This window comes from Chitinophaga sp. ARDCPP14 (assembly GCF_051362515.1).
Taxonomy (GTDB): domain Bacteria; phylum Bacteroidota; class Bacteroidia; order Chitinophagales; family Chitinophagaceae; genus Chitinophaga.
In genome coordinates this window covers 615594-640544 of the sequence record NZ_JBKIXB010000004.1, presented here as the reverse complement: position 1 = coordinate 640544, position 24951 = coordinate 615594, and the positions used below count along the sequence as shown (strand labels likewise).

General features: G+C 46.5%; 18 protein-coding genes. 10 read left to right on the top strand and 8 right to left on the bottom strand.

Going from position 1 to position 24951, the window contains the following annotated elements; genetic code table 11:
* Positions 1–10: 10 nt before the first annotated feature.
* Entirely contained in the window at positions 11–1348 is a 1338-nt protein-coding gene (gene accC / locus ACLHR0_RS15085) for an acetyl-CoA carboxylase biotin carboxylase subunit (RefSeq protein WP_370912450.1), read from the top strand.
* A 65-nt stretch (positions 1349–1413) separates the two neighbouring features.
* Here the strand turns inward: accC and ACLHR0_RS15080 are convergent, their stop codons facing one another.
* Together ACLHR0_RS15080 and ACLHR0_RS15075 are read right to left on the bottom strand one after the other, a co-directional pair.
* On the bottom strand, positions 1414–2223 hold the full coding sequence (locus ACLHR0_RS15080) for a hypothetical protein (RefSeq protein WP_436487589.1): 810 nt from the start codon (positions 2221–2223) through the stop codon (positions 1414–1416).
* A gap of 212 nt (positions 2224–2435) precedes the next feature.
* Positions 2436–4625, bottom strand: coding sequence for a glutamine synthetase III (locus ACLHR0_RS15075; protein WP_429051213.1), 2190 nt, complete (start codon positions 4623–4625; stop codon positions 2436–2438).
* Between the two features lie 290 nt (positions 4626–4915).
* On the opposite strand from ACLHR0_RS15075, the gene purL reads away from it, so the two are divergent.
* The gene (gene purL / locus ACLHR0_RS15070) at positions 4916–7141 is read left to right on the top strand and encodes a phosphoribosylformylglycinamidine synthase subunit PurL (protein WP_429051212.1); all 2226 of its coding nucleotides are present in this window, start codon (positions 4916–4918) and stop codon (positions 7139–7141) included.
* A 73-nt stretch (positions 7142–7214) separates the two neighbouring features.
* On the opposite strand, the gene ACLHR0_RS15065 is transcribed toward purL, so the two are convergent.
* From ACLHR0_RS15065 to ACLHR0_RS15055, 3 genes are all read right to left on the bottom strand, one after another.
* Positions 7215–9356 (bottom strand): TonB-dependent receptor, encoded by a 2142-nt coding sequence (locus tag ACLHR0_RS15065; RefSeq protein WP_436487587.1) that lies wholly within the window; start codon positions 9354–9356, stop codon positions 7215–7217.
* A complete protein-coding gene (locus tag ACLHR0_RS15060) occupies positions 9353–10432 on the bottom strand; it encodes a PepSY-associated TM helix domain-containing protein (RefSeq protein WP_436487585.1) in 1080 nt (359 codons plus the stop codon). The genes ACLHR0_RS15065 and ACLHR0_RS15060 overlap by 4 nt, the downstream gene beginning before the upstream one ends.
* Positions 10433–11048: 616 nt before the next feature.
* The gene (locus tag ACLHR0_RS15055; RefSeq protein ID WP_429051206.1) at positions 11049–12290 is read right to left on the bottom strand and encodes an aminotransferase class I/II-fold pyridoxal phosphate-dependent enzyme; all 1242 of its coding nucleotides are present in this window, start codon (positions 12288–12290) and stop codon (positions 11049–11051) included.
* A 174-nt stretch (positions 12291–12464) separates the two neighbouring features.
* Between ACLHR0_RS15055 and pafA the strand changes: the two genes are divergently transcribed.
* From pafA to ACLHR0_RS15040, 3 genes are read left to right on the top strand one after another with little or no spacing between them, the layout of a single operon-like run.
* Positions 12465–14129, top strand: coding sequence for an alkaline phosphatase PafA (pafA, locus tag ACLHR0_RS15050; protein WP_436487583.1), 1665 nt, complete (start codon positions 12465–12467; stop codon positions 14127–14129).
* A 49-nt stretch (positions 14130–14178) separates the two neighbouring features.
* Positions 14179–14958, top strand: coding sequence for an enoyl-CoA hydratase/isomerase family protein (locus ACLHR0_RS15045; RefSeq protein WP_436487582.1), 780 nt, complete (start codon positions 14179–14181; stop codon positions 14956–14958).
* Positions 14959–14997: 39 nt separating this feature from the next.
* Complete coding sequence (locus ACLHR0_RS15040; protein ID WP_370912441.1) at positions 14998–15645, top strand: hypothetical protein; 648 nt, start codon at positions 14998–15000, stop codon at positions 15643–15645.
* 472 nt (positions 15646–16117) lie between these two features.
* Here the strand turns inward: ACLHR0_RS15040 and ACLHR0_RS15035 are convergent, their stop codons facing one another.
* Positions 16118–16531, bottom strand: a complete 414-nt coding sequence (locus ACLHR0_RS15035) for a hypothetical protein (protein ID WP_429051201.1) — start codon at positions 16529–16531, stop codon at positions 16118–16120.
* A 149-nt stretch (positions 16532–16680) separates the two neighbouring features.
* On the opposite strand from ACLHR0_RS15035, the gene ACLHR0_RS15030 reads away from it, so the two are divergent.
* The 3 genes from ACLHR0_RS15030 (at position 16681) to ACLHR0_RS15020 (ending at position 19888) form a co-directional block, all read left to right on the top strand.
* A complete protein-coding gene (locus ACLHR0_RS15030) occupies positions 16681–18102 on the top strand; it encodes a tetratricopeptide repeat protein (protein WP_370913562.1) in 1422 nt (473 codons plus the stop codon).
* 180 nt (positions 18103–18282) lie between these two features.
* Entirely contained in the window at positions 18283–19047 is a 765-nt protein-coding gene (locus tag ACLHR0_RS15025) for a phosphosulfolactate synthase (RefSeq protein WP_370913561.1), read from the top strand.
* 109 nt (positions 19048–19156) lie between these two features.
* Positions 19157–19888, top strand: coding sequence for a shikimate dehydrogenase family protein (locus ACLHR0_RS15020; RefSeq protein ID WP_436487579.1), 732 nt, complete (start codon positions 19157–19159; stop codon positions 19886–19888).
* 190 nt (positions 19889–20078) lie between these two features.
* Here the strand turns inward: ACLHR0_RS15020 and ACLHR0_RS15015 are convergent, their stop codons facing one another.
* Positions 20079–20876: a class I SAM-dependent methyltransferase gene (locus ACLHR0_RS15015; protein WP_429051198.1), complete on the bottom strand. Its 798-nt coding sequence runs from the start codon at positions 20874–20876 to the stop codon at positions 20079–20081.
* A gap of 123 nt (positions 20877–20999) precedes the next feature.
* Between ACLHR0_RS15015 and truB the strand changes: the two genes are divergently transcribed.
* A complete protein-coding gene (truB, locus tag ACLHR0_RS15010; RefSeq protein WP_429051196.1) occupies positions 21000–21695 on the top strand; it encodes a tRNA pseudouridine(55) synthase TruB in 696 nt (231 codons plus the stop codon).
* Here truB and ACLHR0_RS15005 read toward each other — a convergent pair.
* Positions 21676–24105, bottom strand: coding sequence for a BamA/TamA family outer membrane protein (locus tag ACLHR0_RS15005; protein WP_436487599.1), 2430 nt, complete (start codon positions 24103–24105; stop codon positions 21676–21678). The two genes, truB and ACLHR0_RS15005, sit on opposite strands and share 20 nt — an antisense overlap.
* Positions 24106–24207: 102 nt before the next feature.
* Between ACLHR0_RS15005 and ACLHR0_RS15000 the strand changes: the two genes are divergently transcribed.
* Positions 24208–24948, top strand: a complete 741-nt coding sequence (locus ACLHR0_RS15000; protein ID WP_429051194.1) for a TrmH family RNA methyltransferase — start codon at positions 24208–24210, stop codon at positions 24946–24948.
* The last annotated feature ends 3 nt before the right edge of the window (positions 24949–24951 follow it).

Genomic DNA, 24951 nt, shown 5'->3' with positions numbered 1-24951 from the left:
AAGGAAAACAATGTTCAAAAAAATATTGATTGCCAACCGTGGTGAAATTGCCCTTCGGATTATCCGTACCTGTAAGGAAATGGGTATTAAAACGGTGGCGGTTTATTCAACAGCGGATAAAGACAGTCTGCATGTGAAATTTGCCGATGAAGCAGTATGCATCGGCAAGCCACAAAGCTCAGAGTCTTATCTGAACATCCCTCACCTGATGGCGGCTGCAGAAATCACCAATGCAGATGCGATCCACCCTGGATACGGCTTCCTGGCAGAAAATGCCCGTTTCGCTGAAATCTGTGGTGAACATGGTATCAAATTTATTGGCCCCACGCCGGAAATGATCCGGAAAATGGGGGATAAGATGACTGCCAAAGAAACCATGATTGCGGCCGGCGTACCGGTTATTCCAGGTTCTGAAGGTTTGCTCCAGAGCGTGGAAGAGGCGAAAGTCATCGCTAAAAACATGGGACTTCCCGTAATCATCAAAGCTACCGCCGGTGGCGGTGGTAAAGGTATGCGTGTGGTATGGGAAGAAAGTGAGCTGGAAACAGCCTACAACATGGCTAAAAATGAAGCACGTGCCTCCTTCAGTAATGACGGTATCTACATGGAGAAATTCGTGGAAGAACCCCGCCATATTGAAATCCAGGTTGCGGGTGATCAATACGGTAAAGTATGTCACCTCAGTGAAAGGGATTGCTCTATCCAGCGTCGTCACCAGAAGCTGGTAGAAGAATCACCTTCTCCGTTTATGACGCCTGAGCTGCGTGAGAAAATGGGGGATGCTGCTATCAGGGCGGCCAGCGCTATCAATTACGAAAGCGTGGGTACCATTGAATTCCTGGTAGACAAGCACCGCAACTTCTACTTCATGGAAATGAACACACGTATCCAGGTAGAACACGGGGTTACAGAAGAAGTGATCAACTTCGACCTGGTAAAAGAGCAGATCAAAATTGCTGCGGGGATTCCTATCTCCGGAAAAAATTATACGCCACAGATGCATGCCATCGAGTGCCGTATCAATGCGGAAGATCCTTACAACGATTTCCGCCCATCTCCCGGTAAAATTACTACCCTGCATATCCCCGGTGGTCATGGTGTGAGAGTGGATTCACACATCTATGCCGGTTATGTAATTCCGCCTTACTATGATTCCATGGTAGCGAAAATTATCACGATGGCGCAAACCCGTGAAGAAGCGATCAACACAATGGAACGAGCCCTGAGTGAGTTTGTAATTGAAGGGGTAAAAACAACGATTCCTTTCCACCAGCAGCTGATGCGCGATGAAAACTTCCGTAAAGGTAACTTTACCACGAAGTTTACAGAAACGTTTAAGCTGGTATAACGGTAACGGATATACTATTTGGAAAAGTCCTCCTGGTTTGACCAGGGGGACTTTTTCGTTTGTTGTTAATTATATTTAATCAACAGTTTTTTGAAGTTGAAATTCAGGAATTGGAACTCCTGATGTGTTTCTTTTGCAGTGATGCTAACCGGCAGGCCGTAGTTATTGTACTGATCTGCCACAAAGGGATTGTTAACACTGTAGTCCCTGTCGTTGAACATCCATATTTTATGAAGCTGATGCGGGTTTAATTTATCATCGTAAATGGGGTACACATCAATGGGAGGAGAGGTTTGTCCCTGCCAGAAGTTAACCGTGGAAATCTTATATGCATTGCCGGCGGCATTGTAATGATAGTAAACGGTGGTTATGCCGTAATATTCTTCCGGAAATTGTTTCCTGACGGATTTTACAATCCTGTCCTTATTGTCATAGCTGAAATACTCCACTGCGGTATTATACCCGGAGGTGACTGTCATGGTACTACGATCATAGATCCCAATAGTAAATGTGCTGTCGGTGGTCACTCTGCCTTTGTTATCGGTGATGTATTTGTGGGCTATTTCAAAAAAGGGGAGGTCATCTGAATAGGCGCCGATAATACATTTGAGCGTGTGTTTGTTATCATATCCTATCAGGAACTGCGGATAACCGGTTGTCACCTGTGTGGCAATCAGGCTAACCGGGTTTCCTTTATTGTTGTAAGAGATCCGGACAGAATCCAGCAGGTCATCGTACCCGTGAATACCTTTCAGTTGCACGATCCTGTAGTGGTTGGGGCCAGGAATGATTACCGGTGGTTTGAGGCAGCTTTGGAGCAGTAAAGGGATGGCAATAGCCATGACGCAAAGCGTTTGTAAAAGTTGTCTTTTCATTTTGGGTAACTTGTTTTTAAATAATTCTGATTAAATAAACGTGGTGCGTACGGTACAGGAAAATCTAAACGTTATATGGGGTATTGGTATATAGGTATAATATGAAGATAGGGATAATCTGAGGTTAAACCAATACTTGCTCAGGTGGATCTCAAAACAAAGCCCCGGATGAAAATCCGGGGCTAATCATACACCAAAACAATCTTACGGTTTTATCGCAAGAAAAGCAGCTCTCTGTATTTAGGCAGCGCCCATTTTTTGTCGTCCACCAGGAACTCCAGTTTGTCGGAGTGGTAGCGGATAACATCAAAGTACGGCTTAATCTTTTCACAGTAGTCAATCGCTTTCTGACGGCTGTCGGTAAGCTTATTAGTTACCTTACGCGCCTCGATCATAGCCTGTACATTTTCACTAATAACATTAATATGTTCAGCTATTTTAGCAGCAATTTGTTTTTGAGCTTTTACTGATTCGTCGCCCAGGCCAATTCCTTTCAGACCGTTGATATTGACTACCAGGTCGTTCAGGTAGCTGATAGCAGACGGGAGGATGGTGTTGGTAGCGAGATCGCCGATTACACGGGCTTCGATCTGCACTTTCTTCACATAATCTTCCAGCAGAATTTCATGGCGTGCGTGCAGTTCTTTTTCGTTGTAAACGCCGGTGTCAGCATAAAGTTTGGTTGCTTTAGGAGTGATCATTGCATCCAAAGCTTTAGGAGTGGTTTTTACGTTTGGTAAACCTCTTCTTTCAGCTTCTTTCTCCCATTCTTCGCTGTATCCGTCGCCTTCGAACAGTATCTTTTCCGAATCTACAATATATTTACGAAGAGTTTGCATGATCGCAATCTCTTTTTTCTCACCTTTTTCGATCAGTGAATCTACTTCCGCTTTAAAGTCAACCAGGGTTTTAGCCATGATAGTATTCAGAACGGTCATTGCAGAAGCACAGTTGGCAGAAGAACCTACCGCGCGGAATTCAAACTTGTTGCCGGTGAAAGCAAAAGGAGAAGTACGGTTACGGTCAGTGTTATCCAGCAACAGTTCAGGAATATGACGGTGCAGATCCAGTTTCAGGATAGCTTCGTCCTGTTCGTCGAACTTGTTGTTTACACGGTTTTTAACTTCCTGCAGTACATCAAACAGGTATTTACCGGTAAATACGGAGATGATGGCAGGAGGTGCTTCGTTAGCGCCCAGACGGAAGTCGTTGCTTGGAGAAGCAATAGCAGCTCTCATCAGGTCAGCGTAGTCATGCACCGCTTTAATAGTGTTCACAAAGAAAGTGAGGAACATCAGGTTGGTCTTCGGAGTTTTACCGGGAGCCAGCAGGTTTACACCGGTATCGGTGGACATGCTCCAGTTGTTGTGTTTACCGGAACCGTTGATGCCTGCAAAAGGTTTCTCGTGCAGTAACACTTTCAGTTTGTGACGTTTTGCCACTTTATTCATTACATCCATCAGCAGGGAGTTGTGATCCACTGCGATGTTTACTTCTTCAAATATAGGAGCGCACTCGAACTGTGAAGGAGCAACTTCATTATGACGCGTTCTCAAAGGAATACCCAGTTTGTAGGATTCTACTTCGAAATCGCGCATGTAAGCGTAAGCACGCTCAGGAATAGCACCGAAGTAGTGATCTTCCAGCTGCTGACCTTTGGAAGGAGCATGACCAACAACAGTGCGGCCAGTCATGATCAGATCAGGACGGGCGTTCGCCATTGTTTCGTCTACCAGGAAGTATTCCTGTTCCCAACCCAGGGTACCGGTTACTTTGGTAACGTTTTTATCGAAATAGTTACATACGTCTACTGCAGCTTTGTCCATTGCAGCCAGTGCTTTCAGCAGTGGTGCTTTGTAGTCCAGGGATTCGCCGGTGTAGGCAACAAAGATCGTAGGTATGCAGAGTGTTTTACCATAACCCTGCTCAAGGATAAATGCAGGAGAGGAAGGATCCCAGGCAGTGTAGCCGCGGGCTTCGAAGGTAGCTCTCAAACCACCGTTAGGGAAACTGGAAGCATCTGGTTCCTGTTGTACCAGTGCATCACCATCAAAGGTTTCCAGTGCAGTGCCATCACCTTTCAAAGTGAAAAATGAATCATGTTTTTCTGCGGTAGTGCCGGTCAATGGCTGAAACCAGTGTGTGTAATGAGTCACACCTTTTTTCATCGCCCATGCTTTCATGCCTGAAGCGATCTGCTCGGACATTTTACGTTCCAGCTTGGTGCCATTTTTAACAGAGTTCATCAGGCTTTTATAAGCCTCATCGCTCAGATATTCCCGAACAACTTTACCAGAGAAAACATTGCTGCCAAATACATCGGTAATTTTACCGTCATGTTCGGTGAGAGTGGAGTCTACGCCAGCTAATCCTTCCAGCGCTTTGAAACGTAACGATTGCATGCTGTAAATTATTTTACACAAAAGAACGCATCCATCGCTATAAATGCAAATAAATTGTTCATTTTAACTGAAAAATTACATTTAGGGCTTTAAAAGGGGTATTTTTTTATCATTTCATTAAATATTTGGAGCAGATAGACTTTAAATCTGATGAATTTAAAAATAAATAATATGATACCTGCCTGCAAAAAAACTGCAGAAAAGCCACCACAGGGTACTCTTGGCATTTGCAGGAAAATCATGTACTTTTGCGACTTCTTTTAAATATCTCGTTTTTTATACTTAAATACATGCAAACCACCGTAGAAATTGCTGAACAGCTAGGACTTACCGCTGACGAGTTTGAACGAATTAAATCTATTTTAGGCCGTACCCCCAATTTTACCGAGTTAAGTATGTACTCAGTAATGTGGAGTGAGCACTGCTCTTACAAAAACTCAATCGTTTGGCTGAAGTCTCTGCCCCGCGAAGGCGACAGGCTCCTGGTTAAAGCAGGAGAAGAAAATGCCGGTCTGGTAGATATAGGTGATGGCTACGCGGTGGTATTTAAAATAGAATCGCATAACCACCCCTCCGCTATCGAACCCTTCCAGGGCGCCGCTACCGGCGTTGGTGGCATTCACCGCGATATCTTTACAATGGGTGCACGTCCCATTGCCGCACTGAACTCCCTTCGCTTTGGTAATATTAATGATAAGAAAACACAACACCTGGTAAAAGGTATTGTACATGGTATAGGCCACTACGGTAACTGCTTCGGCGTTCCTACCGTAGGCGGCGAAACTTATTTTGAAGAATGCTACGGTACCAACCCGCTCGTAAACGCATTCAGCGCAGGTATCGTAAAAGTAGGTCAAACTGTTTCCGCTACTTCATACGGTGAAGGAAATCCTGTTTTCATTGTTGGCTCTGCTACCGGTAAAGACGGTATCGGAGGAGCTTCCTTTGCTTCTGCCAATATCACGGAAGACAGCGTGGAAGATTTGCCTGCCGTTCAGGTTGGAGATCCTTTCCAGGAAAAGAAACTGCTGGAAGCCTGCCTGGAAATCATCAAAACCAATGCTATCATTGGTATGCAGGATATGGGCGCTGCCGGTATCACCTGCTCCACTGCAGAAATGAGCGCGAAAGGCGAACATGGTATGAACATCTGGTTAGATAAAGTACCTACCCGCCAGAAAGATATGAAAGCATGGGAAATGCTGCTGAGCGAAAGCCAGGAGCGCATGCTGATAGTAGTGAAGAAAGGAGAAGAAAAACCAGTGCTGGACATCTTCGAAAAATGGGACCTGCACTGCGTTCAGATCGGTGAAGTTACCAAAGATAAAAACCTGAAGTTCTATATGAACGGCGAACTGGAAGCAGATGTTCCTGCAGAAAGTATGGTACTGGGTGGCGGCGCTCCCCAATATCACCGCGCTTACACAGAACCAGCCTACTTCGCTAAAGTAAAAGCATTCGATATTCAGAATATCCCTGATACAGAACATCCGCGTTTTGTAGCAGAAAGAATGGTTGCATTACCAAACATCGCTTCCAAACGCTGGATCTATAACCAGTACGACAGCATGGTGGGTACTGCAAACGCCACCACCAACGCACCAAGCGATGCTGCTATCGTATTGGTAAAACCAACGAAGAAAGCATTGGCAATGACTACCGACTGTAACGGCCGTTACGTATTTGCCGATCCTCATAAAGGCGGACAGATAGCGGTGGCAGAAGCTGCACGTAACATCGTTTGCTCCGGTGGCGAACCAGTTGCTATCACCAACTGCCTCAACTTCGGTAACCCCTACGATCCGGAAGTGTACTACCAGTTTGTACACGCCGTACAAGGTATGGGTGAAGCCTGCCGTAAATTCAATACACCCGTTACCGGTGGTAACGTGAGCTTCTATAACCAGTCACCCGACGGTCCGGTTTATCCTACACCAACCATCGGTATGGTGGGTATCCTCGACACGCTCGATCAGCGTATCACCCTTAACTTCAAGGAAGAAGGCGACCTGGTATACCTGGTAGGCCGCAGCCGCAACGATATCAACAGCTCTGAATACCTGCACAAGATCATTGGTATAGAATACAGCCCTGCACCGCATTTCAATCTCGATGAAGAACTGCACCTGCAACAGGCAATCACCAAACTGAACAAAGCAAAACTGATCCAGTCTGCACACGATGTAAGCGACGGCGGTTTATTTGTTACCCTGCTCGAAAGCGCTATGCCATCCGGCCTGGGCTTTGAACTGGCGCTCAACAACAAATTCCGTAAAGATGCTTACCTCTTCGGTGAAAGCCAGAGCCGTGTAGTGGTAACCGTTAAGCCGGCAGATAAAGAGAAGTTCGAAGCGCTGTTACACGGTTTGGTAGATGCGTCAGATAACTCTGTACGCTACGAGAAACTAGGTGTTGTAACCGGTGAATCCATTAAAGTAAATGGGGATGACTGGGGCAATGTAAGTACCTGGAAAAAAACATATGATACCGCCATTGAAGAGCATCTGAAGAAATAATCGTCCGCTTTTCAACAACATAAAAAAGGGTTCGCATAGCTTTTATGCGAACCCTTTTTATTTCGGTGAATTATCAGAAGCTGTATTTGAATCCCAGGTTAAATCTAGCGCCACTTCCTTTGATATAGGAATCGGTACGCACCCTTCCTTGTGAGGTAACAGGGTAGTAATCGGCATTCAACAGGTTATCCACACCCAGGCGGATGGATGCAGCCTGGCTGAAACGGTAGCCGGTATATAAGTTCACCAGGTAGAAATCCCCCACGGGACCACTGCCCAGGTCGTACTGACCGGTTGTGGCGTTTACGTCAAAGCGTTTGCGCACGCCGGAATAAATGTAGTACACCCCAAGATCCCACTGCTTCAGCGGGGAATAGTTCACGTTGAATGTCATTTTATCGGGTGAAATGCGGGTGGTAGGCAAATAGGTTTTAGTGCCGTTCACCTCTTTCTTTCCTTCTACATGAGAATAGGCACCGCTGGCATACAGGTTAGGCAGGAACTGGTAGCCGGCTGTAAATTCAAAGCCCTGTACCCGTTCAGGAGCGCGCTCCGGCACTGCTACACCGTTTACATCTTTCAGGCTGGTACCAAGATCGGAGGTGCTGATAAAATACGAACCGGATGCATTGAACTTCCCGATGTTACTGTTAAAGCCAGCTTCATAGTTGTTGGTGATAATGGCTTCAGTTTCAATGGTATTGATACTGGTGGCGCCATTGCTGACTGCTTTTGCCAGTCGCAGCGTGCGGCCCAGGTCGTACAGCGAGAAGCTCTGTGAATAACTCACAAAAGGATTGAACACCGGGAACTTCGTATACCGTAAGCCTGCGTTGAATACCAGCGCTTCGTAAGGAAGTTCGCCGCCTTTTACAAATACGCCGCCGGCATAGTTACCAAATTTGATAGTTGTATAATCTGGGATGTCCAGGGAAATATTTTCATACCGTACGCCTGCCTTCACCAGGAAATCTTTGAAGACTACCGTTTTCAGTTGTGCATAGGGCGCATAGTTTTTCATATTCATCTCCGGCACAAACGGACGGCCGTCGGTGAGTGGCTGGGATGTTTTATCATTAAGGATATCCACACCCCAGGTAACATCTCCGGATAAATTGGGATGGAAATTGAAAACGGTGTTGAAGTTCAGCCGCGCGCCCATTTTTTTGGAAGCAATGGCAGAATTGCCCGGAGGCGCATAAAAATCGGACCATTCAAATACCGTGTAGAAGTCTTGATAGTAAAGGTTTACATTCAGTGAGGTGTTGCGGAAAATATTTTTATTGGTATAATTCACGTAAGCATTGTGATTATAGGGGGTGCCTTGTTTATCACCGGGATTGGTGCCCACTACGCCAATGATCGGGCTTTTGCCAAATTCGCCGCCTTCATCCACGTAGGTGCTGTTTTGCATGGTGCGGTAATAGTTGTACATCACTTCGATGCGGTTATTGGCATTGATATCGTATCCCAGTTTTGCAAACAGGTTTACGTTTTCATTCTGGCTGAGCGACTGGAAAGGGGCGATTACTTCACCGTTTGCATCTTTGTTCACACCTGTTTGTTCATAGGTACCGCTTACCACGTAATCAAATTTATTGAGTTTGCCGGAGAAGTTCTGGGAGATGCGGCCACCGAGGCTGTTGGCGCCATTTGTAAGGGAACCGGCGGTGCTGATATCGGTGCTTCCGCTGAAACGTTTGTCCGGGTTGGCTTTGATGGTAATGAAGTTAATGATACCGCCGTCGGCGCCATTGCCATAAATAGCAGTGGAGCCTTTGATCACCTCCACTCTTTCAATAACGGACACGTCTATACTGCGCATATCTTTATCGCCGTTGCGCAGCGGGGTGGATTGCGGGATGCCATCGATCATGATGAGCATGCCGCGGCCGCGCAGGGTTTGTCCTTTGTTGGTGGAAGTATTGGTGCCCAGTGTAAGTCCGGGTACATTCATGCTGAGCAGCTGGTTAATATCAGTGGTGATCGCGCTTTGTTCCCTTAATCGTTTTCCGGAGATGATGGTAATGGAAGATGGCACGGTGCCCAGTGTTTCTTTATTACGGCTGGCGGTTACCACTATTTCATTCAGACCTACATCAGATGGTTGAATGATACTGTCAGTTGTGGGCGCGGGAGTACCCTGTATTTGCTGTGCTGCTGCCTGCATGGTGGCTGCAATGACTATTAATGCTGCTACTAAAGCCTTCTTCATTTTCTGTTTCCGTGTATTTTGATAATAAATTTTCTGCGGTACCAGATCAGGAATCCTGATACGGATAACACGCCGGGGGTTAGGGCAAGCAGTGAATAAATGATTTTCAGGAAGATGCCACCGTAGTTGCCGAAGTGGAGGGGAGCGATAGAGGCATTGAACTTATCGCTGAAAGAGGCGTTGCGGAAGTCCACCTTTTTTTTAACGGCGCCTTGTTCATCGATGGATACCGACGAAGCGTATTCTCCGAAGAATGCGGATTCATGGGCATGACCGAGTATCCGTACCGGGTCGCCTGCTTTTTTAGGAGGGCGGAGACCGGTGGCCTGGAAGCCGGGGATAGTAGCCGCAGCTTTGATGAGCAGGGGTTCATATTCACCGGGAAAAGGAACAGCCGTATATCCTGCCTTGGTGTTTTTCCGCGCGTCAATTACTTTCAGTTCCATCATGAAGCCGGTAAAAGAGATGAGGAGGTTGAAAAGCAGCGCCCACACGCCGACGATGCGGTGCAGGTTACGCCAGCGCCGGGTGCGGTTATGCCATTCCAGCGGCTGCCGGAAGGTGAGTACTTTGCCCAGTGAATGCCGGTATACAAACAGGCCGGTGAGAACAGATAAAAACAGTCCTATTCCTGTAATTAAGACGATTACAGCCCCTGTTTTGCCACTTAGCAGGGTGAAGTGCAGATACATGACGTAGCCTGTAAAATGGTCTGTATTGGCGTATTGTTGTAATATTTTGCCGGTATAGGGGTTCAGGAAGATGTATACTTTGTGATCTGCTGAATATTCGGCCCGCAGCACGGTACTTTCGCCGGGCGACTGCGGGAGTCTTACAAAAAACAGGTAGGGATTTCCGGGAAGCGCCTGGCGGGCGTCTTTCATTTGTTCCTGCAATGTTCTGGGAACTGCCTGCGGCGGAACGTGATAGGCATGGGCATACACCGCATGATCTATTTCATCGCTGAATACCAGCATGCTGCCGGTAATGCTCACCAATAGCAGCATAGCGCCGGCTATCAGCCCGGTAATTCTGTGCAGGCGGAAAAATTGCTTGCTCCATTGAATGTTGAACACCTGTCTTTTATCAGTTTGACTTAAAAAATTATACCCGGCGTTAACGAAAGTGCTATAGACACTTTTGCCGCCTCACCTCGTCACCGCCATAATGGTTAAAAGGTTGAGTATGTATTGCTTCCGCCGCGAAGTTACCGCGGGATGCGGGAAACCGTTTACGCAAAGGGGAAAATTATTGATCGGATGGGAAAAAAATGGCTGCATTAACATCCTGGTGATTTATTGTTGCAGTTGAAATCTTTAACAAGCCATTAACAAAATCCAACGTATGTGTTATATTTTTTGGTGAAATCTGAGCTATTTTTGATAAGCATCAATGAATAAAAAGACCGAATTAAAATAAAAGAACGCTTATAAAATACTTGGAATCACTTGGTTATTCCAATTTCTATGAAAACCAGTTGTTCTCTACCATGTCCTGATGAAATCTAATGAAAAATTACACCTAGTGAAAGAACGATTTGAAGTAAAGGGCTGACTAAAATCAGCCCTTTTTGTTTTTCCCGGTTATTTTGCCGTACCTTCTTTTGCCATAACCCCTCTGGCCTTTTCCCATTTTAAATAGAAAAGCCTTCCTGGAAAGCAGGAAGGCTTTTAATATGATAGCGTGTGTCAGTTATACCATTGGGATCTCTGCCACCTCGTACACTTTCTCGTCCAGTTTTGCTTTGGTTTCGCTGAATGCCTTGAGGGTAAGTTCAATATCTTCATCGCTGTGCGCAGCAGTTGGGATCAGGCGGTAAATGATCTGTCCTTTTGGAATAACAGGGTATACCACGATAGAACAGAAGATGTTATAATTCTCGCGCAGATCCAGGCACATAGCAGTCGCCTCGGGGATATCGCCCTGCAGGTAGATAGGTGTTACCGGGGAATTGGTTCTGCCAATATTGAATCCACGTTCTTTCAGACCACTCTGCAGTTTATTCACATTCTCCCACAGTTTAGCCTTCATTTCCGGATGCTGACGCATCAACTGCACACGTTTCAGGTGGCCGATAACGATCGGTAAAGGAATGGATTTCGCGAAGATCTGGGAGCGCATGTTATAGCGCAGGTAATTGATGATCTGTTTTTCGCCGCTGATGAAAGCGCCGATAGAAGCACCGGACTTTGCAAAGGTATTGAACAGCAGGTCGATCTTATCCTGAACGCCTTGTTCTTCACCGGTACCGGCGCCGGTTTTACCCATTGTTCCAAAGCCATGGGCATCATCAACCAGCAGGCGGAACTCATATTTATCTTTAAATGCAGCAATTTCCTTCAGTTTACCCTGGTCGCCGGCCATGCCAAACACGCCTTCTGTAACCACGAGTATACCACCACCCTGGGTTTTAGCCAGTTCCGTAGCACGTTTCATCTGCTTGTCGAAATCTTCCATATCGTTATGCTTGAACACATAACGTTTGCCGGGGTGCAGGCGTAAACCATCCAGGATACTGGCGTGGCACTCTGCGTCATATACAATTACATCCCTGCGGCCTACTACTGCATCAATGGCGCTCATGATGCCCTGGTAACCGTAGTTCAGTAAGGTAGTTGCTTCTTTGCCCATGTAGTCAGACAGCTCATTCTCCAGCTGCTCATGGTAGTTGGTATTTCCGCTCATCATACGCGCTCCCATTGGAGAGGCCATTCCATAGTCTGCGGCAGCTTTGGCGTCGGTAGCGCGCACCTCCGGGTGGTTGGCCAAACCCAGATAGTTGTTCAGGCTCCAGACAATCTTTTCATTACCCCGGAAGTTCATACGGGGGCCTATTTCTCCTTCCAGTTTAGGAAAGGCAAAATAGCCGTGGGCTCTGTCTGAATGTTCCCCGATAGGGCCCAGATGTTTCAGCAGTTTCTCGAAAATATCCATACGATATATTATGTAATGGTTAATTCATTCCATTTAAAATGGACACAAAGGTATTAAAATATTACTTTTTGTAAACTTGGTTTACATTTGGCACCAGCTATTTTATGCCGTTGTTGATGCCAGATAACCATCTATCTTGTTGTATTACAGTGACTTTTAAATTATTACAATCTAATGAAATTTACACAATTCCTGGCAGTCGCATTCCTGTTATCTGCCACGGCCGGCAAAGCGCAAAACGCTCCTTCAAAGCCGCTTCATCGTCTTCCTGCGGCTAAAAACACCAGTATCGCTGCCCGCCCCAAACTCGTTGTAGGCCTGGTGGTAGACCAGATGCGGTGGGATTACCTGTACCGCTACGCCGGCAGGTATGGCGCCGGTGGTTTTAAGCGCCTGCTGCAGGAAGGCTTCTCCTGTGAAAATACGCTGATCAATTACACCCCCACCATCACGGCCTGTGGTCATACCTGTATCTATACAGGATCTGTGCCGGCTATCCACGGTATTATCGGCAACACCTGGTACAGCCCGGAACTGGGTCGTACGATGTATTGTGCGGAAGATACCACGGTAACCACCGTCGGCAGCTCCTCCGCCGCCGGTAAAATGAGCCCCCGGAATATGCTGGTAACCACTATCGGCGACGAATTGAAGTTATCCAATAATTTCCAGAGTAAGGTGATAGGTGTTGCTATTAAAGACAGGGGTGCTATTCTTCCTGCCGGGCACAGTGCCAACGCAGCTTTCTGGTATGATGCCAGCACCGGTAACTGGGTGAGCAGCACCTATTACATGAATGAATTGCCTGCATGGACGCAGGAATTCAACCAGCAGAAATTCCCGCAGCAATATCTCAGCAAACCGTGGACTACCCTGTATCCAGCATCTACCTATACCCTTAGTACAGCCGATGAGAAACCTTACGAAGGAAAGTATAAAAATGCCGGTAACACCTCCTTCCCGCACAACCTCTCGGAGATCGCCAATACTGCTATTTCCGCATCGCCTTACGGTAATACCATGACCCTGGAATTTGCCAAAAAAGCAATGGAAGCATATGGCCTGGGAAAAGGCCCGGTAACGGATTTGCTGGCTGTCAGTCTTTCTTCTCCTGATTATGTAGGCCATCAGTTCGGCCCCAACTCAGTGGAAGCTGAAGATACCTACCTGCGCCTGGACCAGGATCTGGCCGCGTTCTTCACCTATCTCGATGCGAAAGTGGGCAAGGGGCAGTACCTGTTCTTTATCACAGCCGATCATGGCGTTGCCCATGTACCTGGTTTTATGGCGGAAAACAAACTGCCGGGCGGCACATGGGACGACAAAGCAGCAGTAGCTACCCTGAACGACCAGGTATCAGCCAAATTTGGGGTGAAAAATGCGGTGAAAGCCACCGATAACTACCAGCTCTGGCTGAACCACGACGCTATTGAGCAGGCAGGTAAAAGTGAAGCCGACATCCGCCAGTTTATGATCCGGGAGTTGCTTAAATCACCCGCGGTCGCCAAAGCCTTTTCTATAGATAATCTCATGGGCACCACCTTGCCGGAACCCATGCGCACGATGCTGTCCAATGGCTTTAACACCAAAAGGAGCGGTGATATACAGGTGGTATTAACGCCTGGTTATATCGATGGTACCAATGTGGGCACCACGCACGGGTTATGGTATCCTTATGATGCGCATATCCCGCTGGTGTGGATGGGCTGGGGTGTTCGCCCGGGTAAAACCAACCGTACTGTTGGTATGACGGATATTACGCCTACCCTGGCTGCTTTGTTGCATATCCAGATGCCCAGCGGCAATGTAGGTCAGGTAATACAGGAGATTACCCATTAAATTTTTTTTGCTTAGATTGCCATAAACAAGGCCTTGTAATTCTTTGTTTATGGCATTTTCTTTTATCCAGTATACAGTGGTGGAGCGGGTGGCCACCATCGCGCTGAACCGGCCTGAGAAGCGTAATGCGCTCAACGGGCCCATGGTAGCTGAACTCCGGGCTGCATTCCGTGCGGCGGAAGCCGATGAAGCCGTGAAAGTAGTGGTGTTGAAGGGTAACGGCGAAGCTTTTTGCGCAGGCGCCGATCTCGAATACCTGCAACAACTGCAGCAAAATACCTATGATGAAAATCTCGCTGATTCCCGGGAACTGATGCAGTTATTCCGGGAGATCTATGATCTTGATAAGATAGTAATTGGCCAGGTAGAGGGACATGCGGTGGCCGGTGGTTGCGGGCTTGTAACCCTCTGCGACCTCAGTTACGCGGTACCGGAAGCGCTGATGGGATATACCGAGGTAAAAATCGGGTTTATTCCCGCCCTGGTAGCTGTTTTCCTGGTTCGCAAAATAGGAGAGGGCCGCTCCCGGGAGCTGTTATTAACCGGCAAACTGGTAACAGCGGAAAAAGCGGCCGCCGATGGGCTGATCACCGCAGTGGTTCCTGCTTCAGAAATCGCCCAAAAGGTAGCTAAAGTGGCTGCCAGCCTATGTAATGAAGCTTCTGCCAACTCCCTGAAAGTGACCAAAAAATTGATTGGCACAGTGTTGGACTTACCGGTAGCGGATGGGTTGGCGCACGCAGCCATACTCAATGCGGCCACCCGCGGTCATGATGATTGTAAACGCGGAATAGCTGCGTTTTTAAACAAAGAGAAGCTTAACTGGTAACGGTTCACTGAGGCCATTTTATTATTAATACACCACACTATGTCATACCGGTTGTTATTAACTTTTATCTTCCTGTGCTGCACCGGCTCATTGCTGGCGCAGCGTGTTATTTCTGATGCCAAAATCGTTTACAAAATGGAACTGCCACCTGAGCAGCTCCAAATGGATGCCATGCTCGAAGGCAGCACCTTTACCCAATATATGCGCGGACCACTGAGCAGGATTGATATGAATTTCAATATTGTTCACTACACCTACCTGATCAACAGTAAAACAGAAACAATGACCACACTGATAGACCAGCATGGGAACAAATACCTGATACGCGCAGGGAAAGAGCAATACCAGAAGGACCTGAAACAATACGAAAGCATCCAGTTCCAGGACCAGTCTGAAACCAAGAAAATAGCAGGCTACGATTGCCGTAAAGCCATTGGTACCATGCCCGATGGCAAAACCTTTGAGGTGTATTATGCCCTCGACCTGGTGCCGGAAAATAAACAATACAACCGTCGTTTTGTGAACCTGAAAGGTATTCCGCTGGAGTTCGAGATTATCACCAAAACCGGCTCCAAAACCAGGGTAGTGGCCACAAAGATAGAATTATACCCGATCCCCGCCTCCTATTTTGATGTGCCCAAAACAGGCTACAAGGAAGTGAGCCAAAAGGAGCTGCAGAATATGTAGAGGAGCGGATTTTGTCTTACTCAGGATTACGCTGATTTTATTGATTTAGGGGATTTGAACATTTTTGATTTTAAAAGATTCTGGGAGATATAAGCGGGAACGCGGAGGTTGTCTTTCTCAGGATTAAACTTATTACACTGATTACGCTGATTTGATCACTTTTGATTTTAAAAGATTCGGGGAGATATAAGCGGGAACGCGGAGGTTGTCTTTCTCAGGATTAAACTTATTACACTGATTACGCTGATTTGATCACTTTTTGATTTTAAAAGATTCGGGGAGAATAAGCGGATATTTTCGCTTATATCTCCCCGAATCTTTTAAAATCAAAAATGTTCAAATCCCCTAAATCAATAAAATCAGCGTAATCCTGAGTAAGACAACCTCCGCTCCGGCGCAAAAAAAGAGCCGGTTAAAAAGCTGTAGAACTTTTTAACCGGCCCATATTGTAATTGAAGAAACGTTAAGTTTATTACCCTTTCTTAAGCGGCAGAATAATCTGCAGTTTCTGAAAGTTCATGTTTCCAGGAGGTTGTGACTGCACCTGGACATTGGTTGGAACTACATAAGTGACATTACCTTTCGTATAGGTCATTACCGCTTTCAGGTTAATGACATTATTATAGTTATTGGTAGTAGTAAACTTAAAGTCTGAGTTGAAGGTACCCGAAAAGCGGTAGCCAGCATCAAGGCTCAGATTGGTTTTAGGCATAGCTGTATTCAGCACAAAATGTTGGCTGTCAGCTGTCTTTTTCACTTTGTCTTTATTATTATCGGTGGGCAAAAAGCCATTATTTGCCGCCGCATTGAGAGCAAAAAACGCTAATGCGCCCGCTAACAAGCAAGACAATGAAAAGGTGCGTGATATGTATGTTTTCGCTTTCATTGTAACACAAATGTACAAACTTTTTGATATATTATATAACATATTCTTAACGCAAGATACGAAGAAATCACAAAGAATTGTTAAAAATTTTTTAGCACATTGATTTCACCCCATATTTGGGCATAGATAAAAGTACTATATTTACAGTAATGAGTAAAGACTTTTCATTTTTAAACGAGGATTTTGATGATCTGAGAGACTTGTTGCAGCAGTTTGAAAACCTCAGGGCTGGTAAGTCTCATTCTTTTTTGGACGAAGATTCATTTGAGCAGATCATAGACTATTATGACGAGCATGACGAAATGCCGATCGCATTGCAGGCCGCAGAAATAGCCATCGAACAATTCCCCTATTCCTCCACTTTACTTCTCAAAAAGGCCAACTTACTGATAGAAACCAAAAAATATAAGGAAGCATTGGACTTGCTCGAGAAAGCAGAAGTGCTGGACCGTACTGATATCAATCTTTATATACTGCAAACAGACGTTTACCTGGCGCTGAACCAGCATCAGAAGGCAGCTGCTGTGCTGGAAGAACAGATTGAACAGTTTTCAGGGGAAGACAGGACAGAATTATTGCTGGAACTGGCCGACGTATACGACGACTGGGAGGAGTTTGAGAAAGTGTTTGATTGCCTGAAACTGGCGCTGGAATATGATCCTACCAGTGAGGAAGCATTACATAAAATCTGTTTCTGGACAGAATTTACCGGTCGCAATGAAGAGAGCATCCGCCTGCATAGCGCCATTATCGACGAGCATCCCTATAACCAGCTGGCCTGGTTTAACCTGGGCACAGCATTCCAGGGACTTAAATTATACGAAAAAGCGATAGACGCATACCAATATGCGGTGGCCATAGATGAGAAATTCGATTATGCCTACCGTAATATGGGCGATGCCTATATCCGGATGCGCAAGTATGCCGAAGCCATAGAAGTGCTCCAGAAACACCTGGAAATCGCCAAGCCGGAGGATGTCATCTATGAAGCTATCGGTCATTGTTACGAAAGACAACGGAAGTTTACCCAGGCACGTTATTACTACCGTAAAGCTTCGCATCTGAGTCCCAGCGATGATAAGCTGTACTACAAGATTGCGGTGGCCTATATGATGGAAGCCAACTGGGAAAATGCCGTTAAATCGTTAATGAGCGCACTGAAAATAAATAAAACCAACGCAGAGTACAATATGAGCCTGGGTGAATGCTACCTGGAGCTCGGAAAGAACAAGGATGCACTGGTACATTTTATGAATGCCGTACGTACCAGGCCCAAAAGCGCCGTTACCTGGCAGGAACTGTTAAAGGGACTGTATGTATCCGGATTCCTTGATGAAGCCCTTGTACAATTAGCCATAGCAGAGGAAAAGGCGGGCCGTAAACCTATCTTTATCTATTACCGGGCCGCTATCCTGATAGCCATGGGTAAAACAAAAGAAGGGTTACTGCACCTGGAAACAGCCCTGCAACAGGCTCCAAAGATTGTTAAAAAGCTCGTAGAGCTCGACCCTGCTGTGTTACAGCATGTGAGTGTGGTAGATCTGATCGCCCAATATCGCCGCAAACGTTAACCAGTGTTATTTACTTTAATAAAATAAAGTATACTTCTTATTTTTGCGCCGGCTTTTAATTGTCATGGACAAAAGTCAATAGTATTTCCGGTTACTAAAATTGCATCTACGCTATCCCGAAGTGCCTGGCGAAAATTAGCATGTGTTTTACTGACCAATAAGAAGATAAAAATATTTCAAATGAATTTTAATCTGACACAAATCCCGGAAAGGACAAAGAAGCCCCGCACACATGGACTCACTATGGTAATGGACAAAGGGCTGAGTTTGGAAGAAGCACGAAATTTTTTATCCGCAGCAGGTCCTCACATTGATATCCTGAAACTGGGTTTTGGCACTGCTTACGTTACGCCCAACCTGCGCGCAAAAATTGAACTTTACCAGTCGGCAAACATTCCCGTATACTTTGGCGGAACCCTGTTCGAAGCCTTTGTAATCCGTAACCAGTTTGAAGAATACATCAACGTGGTAAAAGATTACGGTATCAGCTACATGGAAGTTTCCGACGGCTCTATCACTATCCCGCATGCTGAAAAATGCGGTTATATTGAAAAACTGGCAAAAATAGGGCTGGTACTGAGCGAAGTAGGCTCCAAAGATGCTGAACACATTATCCCTCCCTATAAGTGGATTGAACTGATGAGCGCTGAGCTCTCCGCCGGCGCCACTTATGTGATTGCTGAAGCCCGCGAAAGCGGTAACGTAGGCATCTACCGCGGTAGCGGCGAAGTACGCGAAGGCCTGGTACAGGAAATCCTGACACAGATCCCCGCCGAAAAAATTATCTGGGAAGCGCCACAAAAAGCCCAACAGCTTTACTTCCTGGAACTGGTAGGCTGCAATGCCAACCTGGGCAACCTGGCTCCTAATGAAGTGATCTCCCTGGAAGCCATGCGCATCGGCCTCAGAGGAGATACCTTTAACCTGTTCCTCGACAGAGAATAGTTTTTTAAATAATTACAGATTATGAATTACGAATGACGGATTTGTGGATAACATCAACACAAATCCCTGATTTGTAATTCATAATTGGTAATGATCAATTACCTGGTACATGAAAATTTACGGACTTATTGGCTATCCGCTCAGTCACTCCTTCTCCAAAGGTTTCTTTAAAGAAAAATTTGAAAAGGAAAATATATCAGGATGTGTATATGATAACTTCCCGATTCCAGGCATCTCTGAATTTACCTCCCTGCTGGAGCAGCATCCGCAACTGCATGGCCTCAACGTTACCATCCCCTATAAGGAAGTGGTAATCCCCTTCCTGGATAATCTCAGCGATGCCGCCGCGAAAATCGGCGCTGTAAACTGTATCGACTTCAGGGACGGAAAAAAAACGGGCTACAACACGGATGTAATCGGGTTTACCAAATCGCTGCAACCCCTGCTGCAGGCCCATCATAAGCACGCACTGGTACTGGGCACCGGCGGCGCCGCCAAAGCTATTATGTATGCGCTGGAACAGCTGGGCATTACCTATACCGTAGTAAGCCGGCAACCGGTGAACGGAGCCGTATCTTACGAGTCACTGAACCAACAGGTAATGGAACAACACACCATAATTGTGAATACAACACCCCTGGGCATGTATCCGAAAACAGATACCTACCCCGAAATCCCTTACCAGTACCTCACTTCCAGGCACCTGCTGTACGACCTGGTGTATAACCCGGCAGAAACCTCCTTCCTGCAACGGGGCGCCGCACAGGGCGCCACCATCAAAAACGGCCACGAAATGCTGATCCTCCAGGCAGAAGCCTCGTGGGAAATCTGGAACGCGTAGGTTGTCTTACTCAGGATTACGCTGATTTTACTGATTTTTTCTTTTGGATTTTCTTTAGATTTTTAGATTTAATAATAACTAAGGGAGATGAGAGCGAATATCCGCTTCTATCTCCCTTAATCCTTTATAAAATCAAAAAAGTAAAAATCCAGTTAATCAGTAAAATCAGGGTAATCCTGAGTAAGACAACCTACGCTGGCTTTATCATGTAGTACACGCACGTGGTAACGAAGTTCCGGAAGAAAGGAATCGCAGCAATGGGCTTCCACTGCACCCGCGCGCTTACGCCGAATTTATATTTATAGATAGGATTGATCAGGTAAAACCGGCGTTGCGTAATTTTATATTGCTGGCGCTTTACAATACGTTCAAAACGTTCAATGGAAATGCCGGTGGATTTTACATCCATCAGGTCGATCACTACATCATCTCCTTCGCCAAATAGCCGCAATACACCTTTGTAGAGCGGCCTGGGAAGCAAATGAATATAAGGTACCATGCTGAGGAATTTGTTCTTGCAGATCTGCTGATGTCCTCCATGAGGCATATACCACGGCGGAAAACCAAAATACACCTGCCCGCGGGGACTCAGCAACTGTTTCAGATGACCGATGATTTTTTCCTGGTCAGGAATGTGTTCAATGGCATCTTTCAAAATAATTACATCAAAAGAATTCCGGAATTCTCCGAGGAAATCCAGGTCATAGATATTTTTGGCAATCAGTTTTAATTGTCCATTGTCCAGGTATTGCTGCAAAAAAGTTTTGGCCAGTTCTATCCGGTCCGGTGCAAGATCCACGCCTACGCAGTTACACCCTTTTTCCAGCAAAGGAGTAAGCACACCGCCTTCCCCACATCCCACCTCCATTACACGCAGGCCTTCCAGTTGCGGAAACTCCTGCTGTATGAATGGCAGCACATAGTCGCGCGAATTGTCCACCTGTTGCTTGTGCCGTAGCGTTGCGTCTAAATGATGTTCTAATGCCATGTATTTAAAATTGCGTGAATTTAGTAAAAAGCCCTTAGCTTTTAGCTTTTCAGGATCTTAAATAAATCCTATAATTAGCGGCCGCATGCTGACAGCTAGCTGCTAATAGCTATCTTTGCGGGCATGCAAACGAACGAAAAAACAAATTACCAGGAAGGAGCCGTGATATTGATCAATAAGCCTTTAACATGGACCTCCTTCGATGTAGTGCGTAAGATAAGAAATCTCACCAAAGCTAAAATAGGTCACGCCGGCACGCTGGATCCTTTAGCTACCGGACTGCTGATCTGCTGTACGGGGAAAATGACCAAGAAAATCAATGAATACCAGGCGCAGGAGAAAGAATACACCGGCACTTTTACTTTAGGCGCTACCACACCTACATTCGATAAGGAGTCTGAGCCGGAGAATTTTAAAGATATCAGCCACCTTGATGAAGCGGCCATCATGGCTGCCACCCAACCGTTCATCGGTGAAATTATGCAGCTGCCTCCTATCCATTCTGCCATCAAGCAAAATGGAAAACCTATTTACCTGCTGGCCAGGAAAGGAGTAGATGTAAAAGTAGAACCGCGGAAATTAACCATTGCCGCATTTGAGATCACTAAGATAGATTTACCGGAAGTACATTTCAGAGTAGTATGCAGTACGGGTACGTATATACGCTCCCTGGCAAATGACTATGGCGCACAATTAGGTTGCGGCGCCTACCTGAGTAGTCTTTGCAGAACCCGCATCGGTAATTTCAGCTTGTCGGAAGCTACTGACATGGAAGATTTCATTGCTGCCAACGCCGTTCCTAAAACGGATAACCAATAGCAATATTCCAGATAATATTTTCACGGCGCCAGCGGCTGTCTTTCAGATCCCACTCACTCACATACCAGCCGTTTTTATTACCGGTGAAGTAAGGAACCTTTAGCGGTATGCCCCAATCCAGGCGGACGAGGAAGAAAGAGAAATCCAGTCGCAGGCCCGCGCCCGTACCCATCGCCAGGTCATGATACAGCTGGTTGAAGCGGAATTCCGAGCCGGGCCGGGTGGAGTCCTTGCGGATCATCCAGATATTACCCATGTCCAGGAAGGTGGCGCCTTTCAGGTTTACGCTACCGCCAAACATCCTCAACAGGTCGAAGCGGTATTCGAGGTTTCCCTCCAGCTTCATGTCGCCGGTTTGATCGGGGAATGCCTGCGCGGTAGCAGAGGAATCTTTAAAAGAGCCGGGACCAAGTGTGCGTAAGCGCCACGCGCGGATACTGTTGGGACCACCGGAAGTAAACTGCCTGATATAAGGCAGTACCTGTGAATAACTGTACGGAATACCTACGCCGGCATAAACCCTGCTGGCCAGCCCGCTGTGGAGCCCCAGTTTCCAGAAGTGACGGTAATCTGCTTCTATCTTTACAAAATTTGAAATATTTACGTTGGTCAGCGTTTCCAGGTTGGTTTTTTTGCCGCTGATGCCGTTCATGAGGCTGTTGATGCCACTGAGCCAGAGTCCTGATTCTTCCACGTTCACCCGGAAGTAGCTGTAGTGCTGCTGATGCAGCAGGTCCTGGTTGCTGAAAATAAACGAAACGCTTTCCCCGCCAATTAACGCCGGCTCAAAGCTGCGTTTCAGATACGGATTGGTATTTACCACGCTGTCGCGGAAAGTCGGGTCCAGGCTCACGCCTACATAGTTGAGCGTAATGGGCCGCATGATCCACCGTTTGTAAAGGCTTTCATTCCAATCGTACCCATAGGAGGCGTTGATGCTGGTTACATCAAACTTCTCCACGCGGGAGAGGTAGTTGGCGCCAAGCGTTAATCTTGTTTTTACATTGGAGCGGCTGCTTTGTTTGATGTTAAATGGCAGCGCAAAACGTGGCCAGGTAAGACTCACCTCACCCCCAAACTGTTTCGACTGCAGCTCCCATCCCGACTCCTGGCGTACCAGTTCAATACCGGTACTGAGCGCCATACCCAGTTGCGTAGCCGTTTTATTCAGGTTAATGTGCCGGTAGTTCAGGGTTACGCCCGATCCCAGCGTATAGTCCGAACTGTTACTTAATTCAAAGGTCAAACCCAGTTCCTGCCTGCGCCTGGGGGTAAGAAACACATATGCATCCAGTGTATTTACGGAGTCTTTCGGTTCTTTGTATTGCAGCGTTACAAACTGCCATACGCCGATATCGTATAATTTATTGACGGTATTATTATACCGCTGCATGGAATAGGTTTCTCCTGGCCGCAATAAGATAGACCTGGAGAGAATCTTTGGTTTCAGTAGTTCCTGGTGGGAGCGGATGGTAATATACTTGCGCTCGTCCTGTTTCAGGGTACTGTCGTTTGGATTGGCATTCAATGAAAAGTCAGGATAGGCGTATATTTTGCCGATATGATACTGTTGCCAGTTAGCGGTGCTGTCTTCCGGGTTTTTAATCCGGATTTCCACATCCATCGTCAGTTTATCCCTGCCTTTATTTTCATTGAAGATGTTTACAAACCCTTCAAAAGGGTTGAGGGTATTCCGGAACAGGGCCTTGTTGAGCGTATCCACACTGAATTCTATGGCGTCGCGGTTAAATTTGTAGTACCCGGCATCTTTGATGAGACGGGTGAGCCTTTCCCTTTCGCTGCCCAGGGTAGCCGATTTAAAAGCAACGCCTTTCTGCACCAGTGATAATTTTTCATTGGCTTTTACGATCCGCAGGATGGCGGAATCCGGTACCGCATAGGTAATTTTATCAATTACGAAGTTTCGTCCTGTATTTACCTGGTAGGTAACATTGGTTTTACGCCGGGAAGTTTCCTCCTCATAATTTACCGTTACATAAAAGAATCCCTGGTTGTGGAGGTAGCTGGTCATGCGCGCCACTGATTCTTTGGTTTTGGTAGAATCATAGATTACCGGTTCTTCCAGGTTCCTTTTGGCGAGTACCAGGTTCCAGAACCAGTTCGACTTTTTCTCGTTGTACTTCTGATTATACAGCCATACTTTGATACGGCTGTTGAGCAGTTTTTTATTGGGTTGCTGCGTCATCAGCGATTTGGAAGAGAGGGAGCTGCGCAGATCCTGTTTTTCAGAATTGAGGATTTCGCCCTTCACATCTACTTTGGCGCTGGTATACAGTGTTTGATCTTTCTGGAGATATTTGGTATTGGAGCAGGCCGCCAACGTAAGTATTACAGCCAGTAGCAGCAATTGTTTCAGCAATAAAATTTTTGAATTGGGAAGCAGCTGCATCACGGGCGAAAACGTTGTTAAAAATTTTAAAAGCCAATACTGACGAACGGGTAACCATGCCTCTTCTTGGCTGATTAAAAGAAATCGTGTAGGTTTGGCCCCATGTTGTCAAAGGCGCAAATTAAATATATTCAATCATTACAGCACAAAAAAAACAGGCAAAAATCCAGCCAGTATGTGGCAGAGGGTGATAAGATTGTGCAGGAGCTGCTACAGGCGGGCATGCCCGTGAAAGGGGTATATGCAACAGCCGATTGGCTGGAGCAGCATCGCTCCCTGGTAGATCGTATGCCGGCAGGCACTGTAACTGAAGTGGATGCTGCTGTGCTCAAACAACTGTCGTCGCTCACCACCCCCAACCGGGCAATGGCTTTGCTGGATATGCCTGTCCCCGCAAACCCGCTGCCTGCAGCCGGAACGGTGGCACTGGCGCTGGAAGCGATCCAGGACCCCGGCAATATGGGAACGCTTATTCGTATAGCCGACTGGTTTGGAATTCCGCAGATCATTTGCTCACCGGATTGCGTAGACGTATATAATCCTAAAACCATACAAGCCACTATGGGTAGTATGATACGGGTTCGTATAGCCGAATACGATATCCGCGAACTACTGCAGCAAACAAAGCTGCCCTCTTTTGCGGCTACCCTCCACGGAAAAAATATCGCGACCTTTCCCGCTATCAAAGAAGGTATTATCCTGATCGGTAATGAAGGAAGGGGATTAACGGAAGATGTAACTGCCCTGGCTACACACCGGATCACCATCCCCCGGATCGGTGGCGCCGAATCATTGAATGCCGCAGTAGCTGCAGGTATTATCTGCGGCCGCCTGCTTATTTAACTG

Bases quoted from the DNA above. Each gene is read 5' to 3' on its own strand.
- accC (WP_370912450.1), top strand. From the start codon at position 11: ATGTTCAAAAAAATATTGATTGCCAACCGTGGTGAAATTGCCCTTCGG.
- ACLHR0_RS15080 (WP_436487589.1), bottom strand. From the start codon at position 2,223: ATGAAAAGACAACTTTTACAAACGCTTTGCGTCATGGCTATTGCCATC.
- ACLHR0_RS15075 (WP_429051213.1), bottom strand. From the start codon at position 4,625: ATGCAATCGTTACGTTTCAAAGCGCTGGAAGGATTAGCTGGCGTAGAC.
- purL (WP_429051212.1), top strand. From the start codon at position 4,916: ATGCAAACCACCGTAGAAATTGCTGAACAGCTAGGACTTACCGCTGAC.
- ACLHR0_RS15065 (WP_436487587.1), bottom strand. From the start codon at position 9,356: ATGAAGAAGGCTTTAGTAGCAGCATTAATAGTCATTGCAGCCACCATG.
- ACLHR0_RS15055 (WP_429051206.1), bottom strand. From the start codon at position 12,290: ATGGATATTTTCGAGAAACTGCTGAAACATCTGGGCCCTATCGGGGAA.
- pafA (WP_436487583.1), top strand. From the start codon at position 12,465: ATGAAATTTACACAATTCCTGGCAGTCGCATTCCTGTTATCTGCCACG.
- ACLHR0_RS15045 (WP_436487582.1), top strand. From the start codon at position 14,179: ATGGCATTTTCTTTTATCCAGTATACAGTGGTGGAGCGGGTGGCCACC.
- ACLHR0_RS15040 (WP_370912441.1), top strand. From the start codon at position 14,998: ATGTCATACCGGTTGTTATTAACTTTTATCTTCCTGTGCTGCACCGGC.
- ACLHR0_RS15035 (WP_429051201.1), bottom strand. From the start codon at position 16,531: ATGAAAGCGAAAACATACATATCACGCACCTTTTCATTGTCTTGCTTG.
- ACLHR0_RS15030 (WP_370913562.1), top strand. From the start codon at position 16,681: ATGAGTAAAGACTTTTCATTTTTAAACGAGGATTTTGATGATCTGAGA.
- ACLHR0_RS15025 (WP_370913561.1), top strand. From the start codon at position 18,283: ATGAATTTTAATCTGACACAAATCCCGGAAAGGACAAAGAAGCCCCGC.
- ACLHR0_RS15020 (WP_436487579.1), top strand. From the start codon at position 19,157: ATGAAAATTTACGGACTTATTGGCTATCCGCTCAGTCACTCCTTCTCC.
- ACLHR0_RS15015 (WP_429051198.1), bottom strand. From the start codon at position 20,876: ATGGCATTAGAACATCATTTAGACGCAACGCTACGGCACAAGCAACAG.
- truB (WP_429051196.1), top strand. From the start codon at position 21,000: ATGCAAACGAACGAAAAAACAAATTACCAGGAAGGAGCCGTGATATTG.
- ACLHR0_RS15005 (WP_436487599.1), bottom strand. From the start codon at position 24,105: ATGCAGCTGCTTCCCAATTCAAAAATTTTATTGCTGAAACAATTGCTG.
- ACLHR0_RS15000 (WP_429051194.1), top strand. From the start codon at position 24,208: ATGTTGTCAAAGGCGCAAATTAAATATATTCAATCATTACAGCACAAA.